This window comes from Hyalangium versicolor (genome assembly GCF_020103695.1).
Taxonomy (GTDB): domain Bacteria; phylum Myxococcota; class Myxococcia; order Myxococcales; family Myxococcaceae; genus Hyalangium; species Hyalangium versicolor.
In genome coordinates this window covers 184,365-198,138 of sequence record NZ_JAHXBF010000001.1, presented here as the reverse complement: position 1 = coordinate 198,138, position 13,774 = coordinate 184,365, and the positions used below count along the sequence as shown (strand labels likewise).

The following is a 13,774-nucleotide window of genomic DNA, read 5'->3' as shown; positions in this document are numbered from 1 at the left end:
CGCTCCCTCTCCACTCAGACGTTCTCGTCGAGCCAGTCGAACAACCGCTGTGCCGCGAGCGCGACCGATCCCGCCTGGCAGTGCAAGGGCGCGGCCTCCTCCTCCGTGAACATCATGAGGTGCTTCGGCCCCTTCAGCGCGTCGTACAACTTCTGGGACTGCCCGGGGCTCGCATCCTCCGCGGTGCCCTCCATGATCAGCACGGGGCAGGAGATCTTCTCGATGATGGGCGTGTTGTCGAACTCGGAGAGCTTCTGGAAGACCTGTGACGGAGAGCCTGCTCCGTGCTTCCACTGCACGTCTCGCAGCCAGTACGCCGCCGTTGGCCACCCATCCGCGAGCCGGTGGATCGCCCGATCGAACAGCTCCGGCTGCGAGCGCAGCAGGGAGAGGACTCCCGGTAGGAAGCGCTCGAAGTGGGCGCACGTTGCCTCCCACCAACTCAGGACTCCCGGGTTCGCGATGCACAGCGCGATCCGCTGATCGAACGCCGCCGCACGCGGAGCCAGCGCGCCTCCGAAGGACAGGCCCATGAGGAGGATCCGCTTGGGATCGACTCCCGCGATCCGCTCCGCGACATCGACCACCGGGCTCACCGCGCGCTCCCAGTCCGGGCGGAAGGTCAGCCCCTTCTCACGCAGCGACCTGCCCTGTCCTGGCCCGTGAAAGATGAGCGCGTGGTAGCCCCGCTTGCAGGCCCCGTCGTAGACCCACTTCGTCTCCTCGGGCCAGGCGTGCAGCCCCTGATGCATCAGGAGCACCGGAGCGGACGGCTTCGCGTGCGGCGAGCGGATGAAGTAGGCCGGCAGAGAGCTGCCTTCGTAAGGAATCTCGATCGGCTGGGCCGGGTAGTTCAGCAGCGCATTGGCCCGTTCGAAGGTGGCCGAGGCCCGATGCGTGGCCTCCAGGAGCCGAGGATCGCCCCGGTCGGTGTAGTGCATCGTCGCCGCCCGGTAGTAGTTGGCCGCGCGCGCGTAGGTCTCCCCCGCGCTCAGCACATGCCCTCGCGCCTGAGCTTGATCCGCGACCCGGTGAACTCGCTCCGCCGTTGCCAGCCACGCGTCGAACCAGCTCTTCTCCTCGCCGGCCTGGATCCGCTTCGCCGTCTCGAGGCACTCGCCGATGTCGCTCGTGCCCGTCGAGGCGTGGCCGAGGAACCACAGCAACTGGTTGTCCATCAGCCCGTCGCCGGTGAAGTTCAGGTCGTACCAGGCATCACTGCGTGGCTTGATGCCCGGAACCTCCTTCGGCGGGCGGGCGAAGGCTCGCTGTCCGCCCAGCGCCGCGAGTGCACCTCCCAGGAACAACCCCGCCCCACCGAGTGCCCCGCGCCGCGAGAGCCGTTCGGGTGTAAGGCGATCCGCGCTAGTCTCACTCCTGCTTGAACCCATGGATTTACTCCGCCGTTTCAATCAACTGATTAAATCAGTAGATCAAAAACCTTTGCCGGGTCAAGGCATGGGTGAAACCTCAGCAGTTATAGGGATTTGAGTGACATGGCAGAGAAGAACCCACAGGTCCGTGGCCGGATCCTGGAGGCAGCGATTGCGTGCATCGAGCGCGAGGGTCTGGAGGCCACGGGGATCCGGGAGATCGCGCGCGAGGCCGGCGTGAACAGCGCCGCCATCAACTACTACTTCGGGAGCAAGGAAGACCTGATCGCGCGGGTGCTGGAGAGCACGCTCGATCAAGCGTTCGGAGCGCTGCTCGGCGACTTCGACAAGCTGCGCGAGAGTGGGCTCGAGGTGAAGGCTGCCCTCGAGAAGGTGCTCGAGGATCACCTCGTACACTCGGCGCGATACCCGCGCATCGCTCACGCGCATCTGCGCGACGCACTCGTGAAGCAGAAGTACGACGGCCCGGCGGTGAAGCGGCTCACCGCGTTCCTGACGGAGCTTGCCCCTCGCATCGCTCCCGCCACGCCGCACCTGTCAGACGAGCAGTTGCGGATGGCGCTCTCTCAGATCTGGTCGACGATCCTCCTGCCGGGGATGCTGCCCCACCTCTTCGAAGCCTTCGCGCCCATCGACTTCGCTCATGAGGAGAAGCGCCGTGCCTGGGTGCGGCAGATCCTGAAGGTGCTCGATCGATAGTGAAGGAGGAGGAGCCTCTGCTGCCTCAAGGGCTCTTCGTATCGGCCGCCTGGACCTGGCGCGGGTCCTTGGGGATCTGGATCTCTCCCGCGATGAGCCGGGCCTTCAAGGCGTCCACCTTCCGCAGCGCCTCCTCCTTGCCGGGGAAGTCCAGCCGGACCGGAGCCAGGGCAATGCCTCCCTCCTTGACTCCCAGCGCCACGAGCCCTCCCTGGAAGCGGCCTTGGAGCCGATCACGCACGCCCTCGTAGATGGTCAGGTCCACCCGCTTCAGCACGGTCGTCAGCATCGCCTTCGGAGCCAGGTGGAACTGATCCGAGTCCACGCCGATGACGAAGACGGCCTTGCCCGCATCACTCGCCTCCTTGACGGCCTGGATGGCGCCGAGCCCGTCCACTCCGGCGGCGGCGAAGATGACGTCCGTGTTCTTGGCCAGCAGGTCCTGCCCCACCTGCTTGCCGAGGGCGAAGTTCGTGAAGCTCCCGGTGTAGTTGGAGAGGATCGTGGCCTTGGGATTGGTCGCGGCCACGCCAGCGCGGAAGCCGGCCTCGTACTGCTTCACGAGCGGGATCTCCATGCCGCCCACGAAGCCAATCCGTCCGTTCTTCGTCGCCAGGCCCGCCAGTGCTCCGGCCAGGTAGCAGCCCTCCTCGGCGCGATAGATGACCGCGCGCACGTTGGGCAGCGAGTACGGCTCGTTCTGGGCGTTGAGCAGCGGGCTGTCGACGAAGAGGAACTGCTGGTTCGGGTTGCGCAGGGCCACCGTCTCCACCGCGTTCTCCAGCATGAAGCCCACGGCGACGGTGAGGTCCACCTTCTGATCCACCATGAGCTGCAGGTTGGGCTCGTAGTCCTCCGCCACCCGGCTCTGCACGATGGTGGGGGTAATGCCCAGCGGAGTGATGGGCGGCTCGTGCCGTGCCAGCTCCGACCCCAGTGAAGCCTGGAGCTCCTCGGGCGACGCCTCTTTATAGGAGGTCTGCTCGTACTTCAGGCCCGCGCCCCAGAGTTCCAGACCACGCAGTGCCGAGTCGTTGAAGGACTGGTCCCCTCGCCCGCCCAGCCCCAGCACGAGTCCGATCCTCGGCTTCTCGGCGGCCGGAGCCGAGGTTGTTCCCGTCGCTGGCGCCGCTGCCGGAGGTGCCTTCGCCGCGGCAGGAGGCTCCTCCTTGTGGCTCTTGCAGGCCAGGACCAGGGACAAGACGACCACAACCAGGGACAGGGGGACGTGCCGAGCGGTCATGTCTTCCCTCTCTAATCCCATTCAGCGGAGCCCTGAAGAGGGACGTGCGCGGAGAAGGAGTCCTTCACCTGTGCGCCCGAACTCTTACACCCCTCCTGAGAACAGGAGGCCCTGCCGGGCGCGGTTCGTCCGAACCTGTCCAACTGTCAGACAGGTTTGGAACAAGCGCGCCCGACGGAGGGACACCGGCCGTTCACGGCTTCTCGGCGACCAGCAGTGCCTCCACGTTGCCGGCCGGTCCGGGGACCGTCGAGTCCATCAGTCCGCGCACGGTGAGCCCCTGCTCTCGGGCAAAGGCCACCACCGCATCGATGGCCTCTTGCCGAGCGGCGGCATCCCGCACCACGCCGCCCTTGCCGATCCGCTCCCGCCCTACCTCGAACTGCGGCTTCACCAGCGCCACCAGCAGCCCACCAGGATCCAGGAACGGCAGGACGGCCGGGAGCACCTGGGTCAGGGAAATAAAGCTCACGTCGATGACCACCACGCCCACCTTCTCCGGGAGATCCTCCTCGGTGAGGTAGCGCGCGTTGACGCGCTCGCGCGAGCGCACCCGTGGGTCCTTCCGCAGCTTCTCGTGGAGCTGGCCGTAGCCCACGTCGATCGCATGCACCCGGACGGCGCCCTCTTGCAGGAGGCAATCGGTGAAGCCGCCCGTGCTCGCGCCAATGTCCGCGCCCACCCGCCCTCGCACGTCCAGCCCGAAGCGGTCGATGGCTCCCTTGAGCTTGAGCCCACCGCGAGACACATAGGGCAGCACCTCACCCTTGAGCCGCAGCTCCGAGTCCACGGGCACCTGCGCGCCGGGCTTGTCCACCCGCTGGTCGTCCACCACCACCTGGCCCGCCAGGATGAGCGCCTGGGCCTTGGTGCGAGACTCGGCCAGCCCGCGCTCCACCACGAGCACGTCCAAGCGCTCCTTGCTCGACTTCACCGCTTCGCTCCCAGCAGCTCATGGCCCGCACGCCGCAGCCCCTCGGCATCCAGCCCCAGCTGCGACCGCTGCACGCGCGCATCCCCATGCGGAACGAACGTGTCCGGCATGCCCATCAGCTTCACTCGCGGCGAGCGCCCGTGCGCGGCGTACAGCTCCAGCACCGCGCTTCCCAGGCCTCCACGCGTCGTTCCCTCCTCCACCACCACCACGTGCCCGCTGTCCGCAGCCTTGAGCAGGGCCGACTCGTCCAGCGGACTCACACAGCGTGCGTCCAGCACGCTCCACCCCGTCTCCGTCTTCGCGGCGGCCAGCGCGCTGAGCCCGAGCGGCCCGAGCGTCACCAACGTGAGGTGCGGAGCCTCCGCCCTCCACAGCCAACGAGCCCCTTGAACGGACCCCACCTGCGGCTGAAGTTCTGGCGGCACGGAGGGTAGCGTGCCTCGAGGGAACCGGATGACGGTCGGGCCCGAGGCCTCCAGCGCCGTGGCCAGCATGGCGGGAATGTCCTCGCCCACCACGGGCGCCATCAGCCCCAATCCCGGCACCGCCCTCAGCGAGGAGACGTCATACGTGCCCTGGTGCGTGGCCCCGTCCGCGCCCACCAGGCCTGAGCGGTCCACCGCGAAGACCACTGGCAGCCCAGGCAGGCACACGTCATGGATCACCTGATCGTACGCGCGCTGGAGGAACGTCGAGTAGATGGCGCACACGGGCCGAGCCCCCGCGGCGGCCAGCCCCGCGCAGAAGGTGACGGCGTGCTGCTCGGCGATGCCCACGTCGTACACGCGCTCGGGGAAGCGGGCCTTCAGCTCCACCATCGCGGAGCCCTCCAGCATGGCCGGCGTCACCGCCACCACGCGAGGATCCCGCACCATGGCCTCCTCCAGAGCCGCGGAGAAAGCCTCGCTGAAGGTGCGCTGCCCCTTGCGCGAGCGCACCAGCTTGCCGTCACGCCACTCGTAGGGCCCCATGGCGTGGCCGCGCGTCTGCGTATCCTCCTCGGCGGGAGGGAAGCCGCGCCCCTTCTGCGTCAGCGCGTGCACCACCACCGGCCGCGACGAGGCCCGAGCCTCCCGGAGCGCCGCCATCAGCGGGCCCAGCTCATGCCCGTCCACCGGCCCCAGGTAGGTGAAGCCCAGTCCCTCGAAGAAGGCGCGGGCCTCCCGGGTCCTCAGCAGCGCGGGGATCGCTCCCACGTTCGCGGAGATGGACATCTGGTTGTCGTTGAGCACCACCACCAACGGCAACCGGGGGCCACCCGCGTTGTTGAGCCCCTCGAACGTGAGCCCTCCGGTGAGCGCGCCGTCCCCCACCACCGCTACCACGTGCCCCTTGCGGCCCAGCACCCGCCGCCCCTCGAGCATCCCCAGCGCCGCGGACACCGCCGTGCACGCGTGCCCGGCCAGGAGCGCGTCATGAGGGCTCTCCTGCGGATCCAGGAAGGGAGAGATGCCCTCCGCCTGCCGCAACGTGCCCATGCGCTCGCGCCGCCCGGTGAGCAGCTTGTGCGCGTACGCCTGGTGCCCCACGTCGAAGAGGATCGAGTCCTGCGGCGAGTGGAACACCCGGTGCAGTGCCACCACCAATTCCACCGCTCCGAGCGAGGCGCCCAGGTGGCCGCCCACCCGTCCGCAGATGGAGACGATCTCCTCTCGAAGCTCCTCACACAGGCGAGGCAGTTCCGACTCGGGCAGGGCTCTCAGGTCCGCGGGCGAATGAATGCCCGGGAGCAATTGCGTCACGAGTTCCGCTCCACCATGTAACGCGCCAGCACCGACAGCGGGCCGCCCGGACCCTCAATGGGCTCCACCGCCGCCACCGCGTCCGCCACCATGCGCTCGGCCAGCACCCAGGACGCCTCCAGACCGATCACCGCGGGGAACGTGTACCGCCCCGCCGCCGCGTCCGCGCCCACCGGCTTGCCCATCAGCTTCGCATCCCCCGTCACATCCAGGATGTCGTCAGCGATCTGGAACGCCAGCCCCACGGCCTCGCCATAGGAGTCCGCCCGACGCAGATCCTCGGCGCTGCCACCGGCGGCAAGCACACCCATGCGGCACGCGGCGCGAACGAGCGCCCCCGTCTTCTTCCCATGCATGCGCGTCAGGTAGTCCATCTGCGCGGGCCGATCCTCGGCGATGTCCAGCACCTGCCCGCCCACCATGCCCGAAGAACCCGACGCCATGGCCAGCTCGCGACAGAGCGCCACCCGCACCGGCTCGGGCCCCGAGGCCAGCAGTCCGAACGCCTCCGTGAGCAGCGCGTCCCCGGCGAGAATCGCCATCGCCTCGCCATACACCTTGTGCGAGGTGGGCCGGCCCCGGCGCAAGTCGTCGTTGTCCATGGACGGCAGGTCGTCATGAACGAGCGAGTACGTGTGGATGTACTCGAGCGCGCACGCCGCATCCTCCGCGGCGCGCAGCGCGGTGCTCTGCTGGGCAATCGCGTCCGCGAAGGACAGGCACAGCACGGGCCGCAGCCGCTTGCCTCCCGCCATCAGCGAGTAGCGCATGGCCTCGGCCAGCATGGACGGCGTGCCCGAGGGCTCCAGGCGGGCCGAGCGCGCGTGCAGCAGGGCCTCCACCCGGGCCTGCTGCGCCTCCAGGAAAGACTTGAGATCGAAGGTGCTCACGGGCTCAGTGCTCCTCCGGCGCCACGGCCGGGACCAACTCTCGAATACGGGCAAGCAAACGGTTGAGATCCAGCGGCTTCACGAAGTAGTCGGCCGCGCCGGCCTCTATCCCCTTGCGCCGGTCCTCCGGCTCTCCGCGGCCGCTCACGAAGATGACGGGGATGTCTCGGAAGTTCTCGTTCTTCTTCACGGCCTTGCACAGCTCGAAGCCATCGATCCAGGACATGTTCACGTCCAGGAGGATGAGGTGCGGGCGGCGAAGCTGCAGCGAGGAGATCAACCGCAGGCCATTGGCCGCGCTTGCCACCTCGAAGCCCTCCGTTTCCAGCGCCATGGCGAGCAGCTCGCGCGTGTCGCGATCGTCATCGACGATGATGATTCTGGGCTTCTCCATGCTGACCCCGCGCGTTGCGCCCGTCAGAACGGAACGTCCTCTTCCACAGGTGCCTTGTTCGCCGCAGCCGCCCGAGGCGCCGCCGAAGCCGCCGGCCGCCCCCCCACCGCCAACGGCGCCACCGCCTCCCGCCCCTCCTCATCCACCAACAACTGCTCGATGCGCTGCTCCGCCTCGTTGAGCAGCTTCTCTCCCTTGCGTACCAGCCGGATGCCTTCCTCGAAAGCCTTGAGGGACTCCTCGAGCGACAGCGAGCCGCTCTCCAGCTTCGCCACCATCTCTTCCAGCCTCGACACCACGTCCCCGTAGGGCTCGGGCGCTGGCTCCACCGCCTTGGCTGACTTCGACACGTCCGACTCCTCCGACCCCTAGAAGATTGGGCGCGCGACTCTAAAGGACGCCCTCGCTGGGAGCCAGCCTGGACTGCCGTTCCGTCAGCAGTCCACCGGTCCCTTCACTGCCGTCACGGTGGCTTCGATCTCCTCACAGCCGTCCAGCGTCTTCGCGCCCCCCGTGGCGAGTTTGATACCCAGCAATTCTCCCGGCCGCACGTCGGAGATGGTGCGGACCACCGCCCCGTCCCTCCGCCGGAAGGTCACCGAATACCCACGGGACAGCACCTTCAATGGACTCAGGGCATCCAACCGGGCCTCCAGGCGCTGGAAGCGCCCCTGGGCCTCCGAGAACACCTGCCGCTGCAACGTCACCAGGCGGGCCTTCTTGTCCGCGAGCTTCGCCCGCTCGGCCGCCACCTGGGCGACCGGAGAGGCTCGCTCCAGCCCCAATTGCCCCCGCGCCAGCTCCGCCCGCCGGGAGGAGATGCTCGTGCGCGCCGCCTCCTGGAGCCGTGCCGCCAGCCGCAGCAGGTGGGAGCGCTGCTCGCCCAGCCGCGCCTGGGGCCGAGCCCGCTGGAGCCGCTCGTGCAGCCCTCGCAGCTCTTCCCGGCGCGTGCGCAGGGCGGGCCGCAGCGTCCGCATCATCTCGTCCAGCTTGTCGGAGAGGAACAGCCGCTCCTGCCCCATGCGACGGCGGGGATCCACCAGCCGCCCGGCCAGGCTGCCCTGGCGCTCGCGCAGCTCCACCAGCCGCCGGCTCATCGCATGGCGCAGCCGTGAGGCGTGGGTGGCCAGCGTCAGCTCGAGATCGCTCAGCACCGGAGACAGCCGCTCCGCCGCCGCGCTGGGCGTGGGCGCCCGCCAGTCCGCCACGAAGTCCGAGATGGTGAAGTCGATCTCGTGGCCAATGGCCGAGACCACCGGCACGGGCGAGGCGTGGATGGCCCGCGCGACGATCTCCTCGTTGAACGTCCAGAGATCCTCCACCGAGCCACCGCCGCGCGTGACGACGATGACATCCACGTCCGTGCGGCCCAGCCGCTCGATGGCCTCCGCCACCTCGTCCGCCGAGCCCTCGCCCTGCACGCGCGCGTCGCACAGCAACACGCTCAGCCGCGGGTTGCGCGAGTGCAGCACGCGCAGGAAGTCCTGCAGCGCCGCGCCGGTGCGGCTCGTCACCACGCCGATGCGCCGGGGAAGGAAGGGCAGCAGGCGCGGAGGCCGGACGCGCCGATCGCCGATGAGGCCCTCGGCCGCCAGCCGCTCCTTGAGCTGCTCGAAGGCGAGCGCGCGGGCACCCTCGCCCACCGGCTCCAGCCGCTGGACGATGAGGCTGTAGCGACCCTGCGGCGCGTACACGTCCACGCTGCCCTCGGCCACCACCTCCAGCCCATCCCTCAGGGCGAAGCGCAGCCGGCCCGCGGTGGAGGCCCACACCTTCGCGTCGATGCAGGCCTCGGCATCCTTCAGGGTGAAGTACAGGTGGCCACGGGCGTTGACGCCTCGGAAGCCGGACACCTCGCCCCGGACAAAGACGCGCGGGTAGCGCGCCTCGATGGTCTCCTTGAGCTGCCGCGTGAGCTCACCCACCGTGAGCACGGTGCGAGCGGGCCGGGTTGGCGCACCCGGGAGGGACGGCAGCGACGCCGACACATCCTGCGCGATGGCCACGGGCCGCTCGGCCACGACGGGCCGCTCAGCGGGAGACGCCTTCTCCGGAGTTGGAGGAGGCGCAGGTGGAGCGGGCGGCTCGGGAGGAGCCACCACCGCGAGCGGCTTGGGTGCAAGCTCGACCGTGCCGAACAGGTTCCCCTGCACGGTGGCCGCGGGCGGCTCTTCACCCGCCTTGCGGCGCCGCTTCATTTCGAGAGCTCATCCAACCGCTTCAGAGCCTTCTCGTGCCACTCATCATCCGAAGGCGTCATGGCGATCACGTCCTTGAACTTCGGGATCGCATCCTCCGGATTGGAGCTCCTGAGGGCATAGGCCTGGAGGTAGACCTCCTTCGCCTTCGTGCGCAGCTCGTTGAGGATGTTGGAGGCACCCGCGTGAGAAGGATCCGCCTGAAGGGTGCGCCGCGCGTACTCCACCGCGCGCGCCCACTGGCCCGAGGCCTTCGCCGCCGAGGCGCTCTTGTAGAAGATGTTCGCCGCGCGCGTGCCGGCATTGCGCGCCATCTTGCTGGGCCCGCGCGCTCCGGTGATGTCCTTGTCCAGCGCCAGCAGCCGCGCCAGGCCCTTCGCGTCCAGATCCTCCATCCTCTTGTAGAGGTTGTTGAACTCGGTGATGTCCTTGAGGAGATCCTTGCACTTGGGCGACTTCGTCAGGCAGTTGTTGACCAGCGCCACCGCGCCGGACACGTCCGCGTCCACGAAGCGCGCCACGGCCTGCTCCCAGGGCGGCGCGGTGGGCGGCGGCGGCGGCGGCGCCACCGGCGTGTCCCGGATCTTGATGTTCCGGACGGCCTCGTCGTTGATCAGCTTGGCGTCGCGGCCCTCGGGGAAGGCCGCCAGCACGTCGTCGGTGATGGCCTTGGCCTGATCCAGCGACTTGTTGTCCAGCAGGACGCGCGCCTCCTTCGTCCGAGCGTCCGCGACGTCCTGCAACTGGCGCCGCAGCTTGCCCAGCTGCTCGAACATCGTCGTGTCCTGGGTGACCTTGTCCAGCTCCGCCTTGGCCTGCCCCAGCTGCTTCTGGGCGAGCGCCGTCTCGGCCGCCGCCACGTGCTCCTGGTTGGGGATCTCCTTCTCCACCCGCTCCAGGTAATCCTTCAAGCCGCCGTACTCGGGATCGGCCGCCTTGAGTTCCTCCAGCTTGGCCTTGGCGTCGGTCCACTTGCCCAGACGGATGTGGTTCTTGGCGTCCTGGAAGATCCCCGCGAGCCGCTCGTGCTCCTTGATCTCGACCATGCGCTGGGCCATCTGGACTTCCATCTGGGCCTTCTTGCGCATCTGCAGGACGATCAGGCCCGAGGCGAGCATGAGCACCACCGCGGCGGACGCCAGCACCACCATCTTCTTCTTCTTCTGGGCGGCCGGATCCACCGGCTTCGCCATCGCGCGGCCGGGCCGGACACGCTCCGCGCCGCGACCGGGACGCTGCGGCACACCACCGGAGGGACGCGGGCGCGAGGGGCCCGGCGTGATGGCCACCATCATCGTCGAATTGGCCACGTCCGTGAACGTCACTTCCGAGTCGCCCATGGTGATGACGTCACCATTGGCCATCACCGTCTCGTCGGTGATGGGCTCTCCGTTGACGAGCGTGCCGTTGCCCGAGCCCAGATCGCTCACCGTCCAGCCATTGCCCACGCGGCGCAGCATGATGTGCTTGCGCGACACGGAGGAGTCCTGGATGCAGATGGGGTTGTCCGTCGCGCGGCCGACGACGTACTCGGCGTCCTCCAGGTTGAACTCTTCACCCGCCTTGGGGCCTGCGGTGACCACGAGCTTGGGGCCGCTGAAGGGCATTGGCTCGGAGCGCACCGCGGGAGCCGTGGTCCCCGCCTTCCGCACGGGGCGTTGCTGTCCCGTGCCGCCGCCAGGAGGGCCGCCAGAGGTTGATGTGGGCCGACGTCGCGCCGGGGGAGGGTTCGCCATGGGAAATCACCGCTTCCTACGAGAGCACGAACTATAGCGGAAGCTCGTACTGATTCGCCTTCTCCAGGGCCAGATTGTGGCAGCGATGCTCGGTGGTAGGGAAGCGCCTCATGACCTCCTCCACGGTGGCCCGGGCTTTGTCGCCATCCCTGAATTGCAGGCTGCGTTGAAAATCGAGCATCAGCAGGCGGCACGTCTGGTCCAGCTCCCTCGCTAGCTGGGCGAGCTGGAAGAGGACTTCGTTGTACAGGTCCGGCTTCTGGTCGAGCGCCTCGAGCGTGAGCCACGCCGAGCGGAACAGCTTCCAGGCCTTGAACAGGTTCTCCGAGCCCACATCCTTCTGCTCGTAGAAGCGGCGGCCCGCGGCTGCCTCCTCACGGGCCTTGGCGAGCAGCTGCTCGACTGGCAGCTCGGGCACGGGGATGACCTCGACATACATGTTCCAGATCCGCCAGGGATCCTGCCCCGGCGGGTTGTGCACGTTGTCGAAGATGAGCTCGTTGGGCGCGTCGCGTCGGAGTCCCTGCAGCGGGAGCAGCACCTGGAGTTCCCGCTCGTCGGTCTCCTGGCTGTCCGGGGGCACCCAGGCGACCGGAGCTCCGTTCAGGCTGATGCTCACCTCCTGCGGCGTGGCGATGTCCCGTGCCTGGTAGTGGAGGACTGCCACAGCGCGCGTGGGGGAAGCGAACTGGAAGTGGAACAGCTTCTGGTCCGGCTGGGACCAGGTGACGTCCTGGCCCAGGCCGAAGGAATCCGCGACCGGGTTGAGGTCCAGCTCGGTGGGCTCCGTCCCCCGGGGCCTGGCGCGCCGCTCCGGAAGGAAGGCGGTCACGAGCCCGCCCACCAGGGCCACGATGGCGAGCCCCGCCACGACTCCGGCGACGGACTTCCGGCGGGGAGTGAGCTCCGACCACCAGTTCGCGATCCGCCCGCCGAGCGTCCCCGAGCGCTGCCGGCGGAGCCGGGCCTTCTCGGCGGCGGACAGCGCGGCATTGGAAGCGAGAGCGGAGGCGCCGCGTGCGAGAAGTCGGCTCGCCGACTCAGCGGACTGGGTGACGGTGGTCTCGGAGTCGTCGTCGGGCTCGGGGAGCTTCGCGAGCGGTGACGGCCTGATCACCGTCGCCTGGGGAATGATCGACGTGGGAGAGGACGTGGGCGCAACCACCGGCGCGGCCACCACGGCCGGCATCTCCACCTCGGTGGCGGCGATGCGGTGGCGGCCCGTGTCCTCCCGCTCGATGGCCTGCATCTCCTGCTCGGTCTGAGCGCGGGTGACGCGGGTGCTGGAGCGCGGCCGCACGGACACCGCCGGAGTCTCGAGGAGCGTGGCCGAGGGCGCAGGCGTCAGCGGACTGAAGACAAACTCCACCGCCCCGATCGCCAGCCGATCGCCGCCGCGAAGCTCGTGCTCCCGGTCCTTGCCCAGCGCCTTGCCGTTGCAGAGCGTGCCGGCGCTGCTGCCCAGATCCACCAGGAAGAGCCTGCCGCCCCGCGTGAAGATGCGCGCGTGGCGGCGGGACACTCCGTGGTCGTGCAGCACCAGCTCGTTCTCGGAGGCGCGACCTATCCGGATTTCTTCATCCTCGAAGGTGATCTCCCTGCCCTCCTGGAGCCCCTTCGCGATGGTCAGCCGAAACCCCAGATCTAGCCTCCGACGTTACCGAACATGAACTGGAACACGATGGGCCCGAAGAGCACCATGAACACCGTCGGGAAGATGCAGGCGATGAGCGGGAAGAGCATCTTCACCGGGGCCTCGCCGGCCAGCTTCTCGGCGCGCTGGGTGCGGTCGATGCGCATCTGCGTGGACTGGATGCGCAGCACCTTGCCCAAGCTGGTACCCATCTTGTCCGCCTGGATGAGCGCGGTGACGAAGGTGGTGAGCGGCGGAAGGTCCACGCGGGCGATCATGGCCTTGAGGGCCTCTTCACGCGTCTTGCCCATCTTCAGCTGCTTGAGCACCAGGGCCAGCTCATCCTTGAGCGGACCGGCCTTGCCCTTCTCCACCACCTTGGCGAGCGCGCCCGTGAAATCCAGACCCGCCTCCACCGACAGCGTGAGCAGGTCCAGGTTGTACGGCAGCGCGCGAGAGATGAGCAGGTGGCGCTTCTTGACCTGATCGTTCACCCAGATCTGCGGGTAGAACATGCCGAAGAAGGCAAAGGCCAGCGACCACACCAGGTTCAGGCCCAGACCGTTGGAGAGGATGAGGCCCATCAGCAGGCCCACCACCCAGCCGATCTCCTGCAGGGCCATGATGTCCTCAGGCTTGTACGCCTGTGGCTCGCCGGCCTTGATCAGGTTCTTGCGCATCTTGGCTTCGTAGCCAGGCCACATGATGCGCCGGTTCGCGGCGCCCAGCTTGCGGATGGCCACCGAGCCGATGCCGCGCATACCACCGGCGGACTCCTCGGCGACCTCGGTGACGAAGCGCTCGAAGAAGTTGTTGTAGATGCCGACGCCCAGGAAGGCCGCCGCCGCCGCGGCGAACAGTGCCGAACCACCCAACAGGAACGAGGTGATGATTTCTTGCACGATCGC

At 68.5% G+C, this 13,774-nt stretch carries 12 protein-coding genes; 1 reads left to right on the top strand and 11 read right to left on the bottom strand.

Annotation, left to right across the window (positions count from 1 at the left end; translation table 11 throughout):
• Window positions 1-14: 14 nt before the first annotated feature.
• Window positions 15-1,307 (bottom strand): alpha/beta hydrolase family protein, encoded by a 1,293-nt coding sequence (locus KY501_RS00775; RefSeq protein ID WP_224360397.1) that lies wholly within the window; start codon window positions 1,305-1,307, stop codon window positions 15-17.
• A 189-nt stretch (window positions 1,308-1,496) separates the two neighbouring features.
• Between KY501_RS00775 and KY501_RS00770 the strand changes: the two genes are divergently transcribed.
• The gene (locus tag KY501_RS00770; protein WP_224360396.1) at window positions 1,497-2,093 is read left to right on the top strand and encodes a TetR/AcrR family transcriptional regulator; all 597 of its coding nucleotides are present in this window, start codon (window positions 1,497-1,499) and stop codon (window positions 2,091-2,093) included.
• A gap of 25 nt (window positions 2,094-2,118) precedes the next feature.
• On the opposite strand, the gene KY501_RS00765 is transcribed toward KY501_RS00770, so the two are convergent.
• The 10 genes from KY501_RS00765 to KY501_RS00720 all read right to left on the bottom strand — a co-directional run bounded on the left by KY501_RS00765 (window position 2,119) and on the right by KY501_RS00720 (window position 13,768).
• The gene (locus tag KY501_RS00765) at window positions 2,119-3,336 is read right to left on the bottom strand and encodes a BMP family lipoprotein (RefSeq protein WP_224360395.1); all 1,218 of its coding nucleotides are present in this window, start codon (window positions 3,334-3,336) and stop codon (window positions 2,119-2,121) included.
• Window positions 3,337-3,529: 193 nt separating this feature from the next.
• Window positions 3,530-4,270 carry a TlyA family RNA methyltransferase gene (locus tag KY501_RS00760; RefSeq protein ID WP_224360394.1) on the bottom strand — a complete coding sequence of 247 codons (741 nt, stop codon included), beginning with the start codon at window positions 4,268-4,270 and terminating at the stop codon, window positions 3,530-3,532.
• Window positions 4,267-6,015, bottom strand: coding sequence for a 1-deoxy-D-xylulose-5-phosphate synthase (locus KY501_RS00755; RefSeq protein ID WP_224360393.1), 1,749 nt, complete (start codon window positions 6,013-6,015; stop codon window positions 4,267-4,269). Before KY501_RS00755 ends, KY501_RS00760 begins: the two co-directional genes overlap by 4 nt.
• Window positions 6,012-6,905 carry a polyprenyl synthetase family protein gene (locus tag KY501_RS00750; RefSeq protein ID WP_224360392.1) on the bottom strand — a complete coding sequence of 298 codons (894 nt, stop codon included), beginning with the start codon at window positions 6,903-6,905 and terminating at the stop codon, window positions 6,012-6,014. The genes KY501_RS00755 and KY501_RS00750 overlap by 4 nt, the downstream gene beginning before the upstream one ends.
• A 4-nt stretch (window positions 6,906-6,909) precedes the next feature.
• Window positions 6,910-7,299, bottom strand: a complete 390-nt coding sequence (locus tag KY501_RS00745) for a response regulator (protein ID WP_224360391.1) — start codon at window positions 7,297-7,299, stop codon at window positions 6,910-6,912.
• A gap of 23 nt (window positions 7,300-7,322) precedes the next feature.
• On the bottom strand, window positions 7,323-7,649 hold the full coding sequence (locus tag KY501_RS53590; RefSeq protein ID WP_224360390.1) for an exodeoxyribonuclease VII small subunit: 327 nt from the start codon (window positions 7,647-7,649) through the stop codon (window positions 7,323-7,325).
• 84 nt (window positions 7,650-7,733) lie between these two features.
• On the bottom strand, window positions 7,734-9,497 hold the full coding sequence (gene xseA / locus KY501_RS00735) for an exodeoxyribonuclease VII large subunit (protein ID WP_224360389.1): 1,764 nt from the start codon (window positions 9,495-9,497) through the stop codon (window positions 7,734-7,736).
• The gene (locus KY501_RS00730) at window positions 9,494-11,233 is read right to left on the bottom strand and encodes an FHA domain-containing protein (protein WP_224360388.1); all 1,740 of its coding nucleotides are present in this window, start codon (window positions 11,231-11,233) and stop codon (window positions 9,494-9,496) included. Before KY501_RS00730 ends, xseA begins: the two co-directional genes overlap by 4 nt.
• Before the next feature lie 31 nt (window positions 11,234-11,264).
• Window positions 11,265-12,857 (bottom strand): FHA domain-containing protein, encoded by a 1,593-nt coding sequence (locus tag KY501_RS00725; RefSeq protein ID WP_224361051.1) that lies wholly within the window; start codon window positions 12,855-12,857, stop codon window positions 11,265-11,267.
• Between the two features lie 20 nt (window positions 12,858-12,877).
• Window positions 12,878-13,768, bottom strand: a complete 891-nt coding sequence (locus KY501_RS00720; RefSeq protein WP_224360387.1) for a type II secretion system F family protein — start codon at window positions 13,766-13,768, stop codon at window positions 12,878-12,880.
• Between the last annotated feature and the right edge of the window lie 6 nt (window positions 13,769-13,774).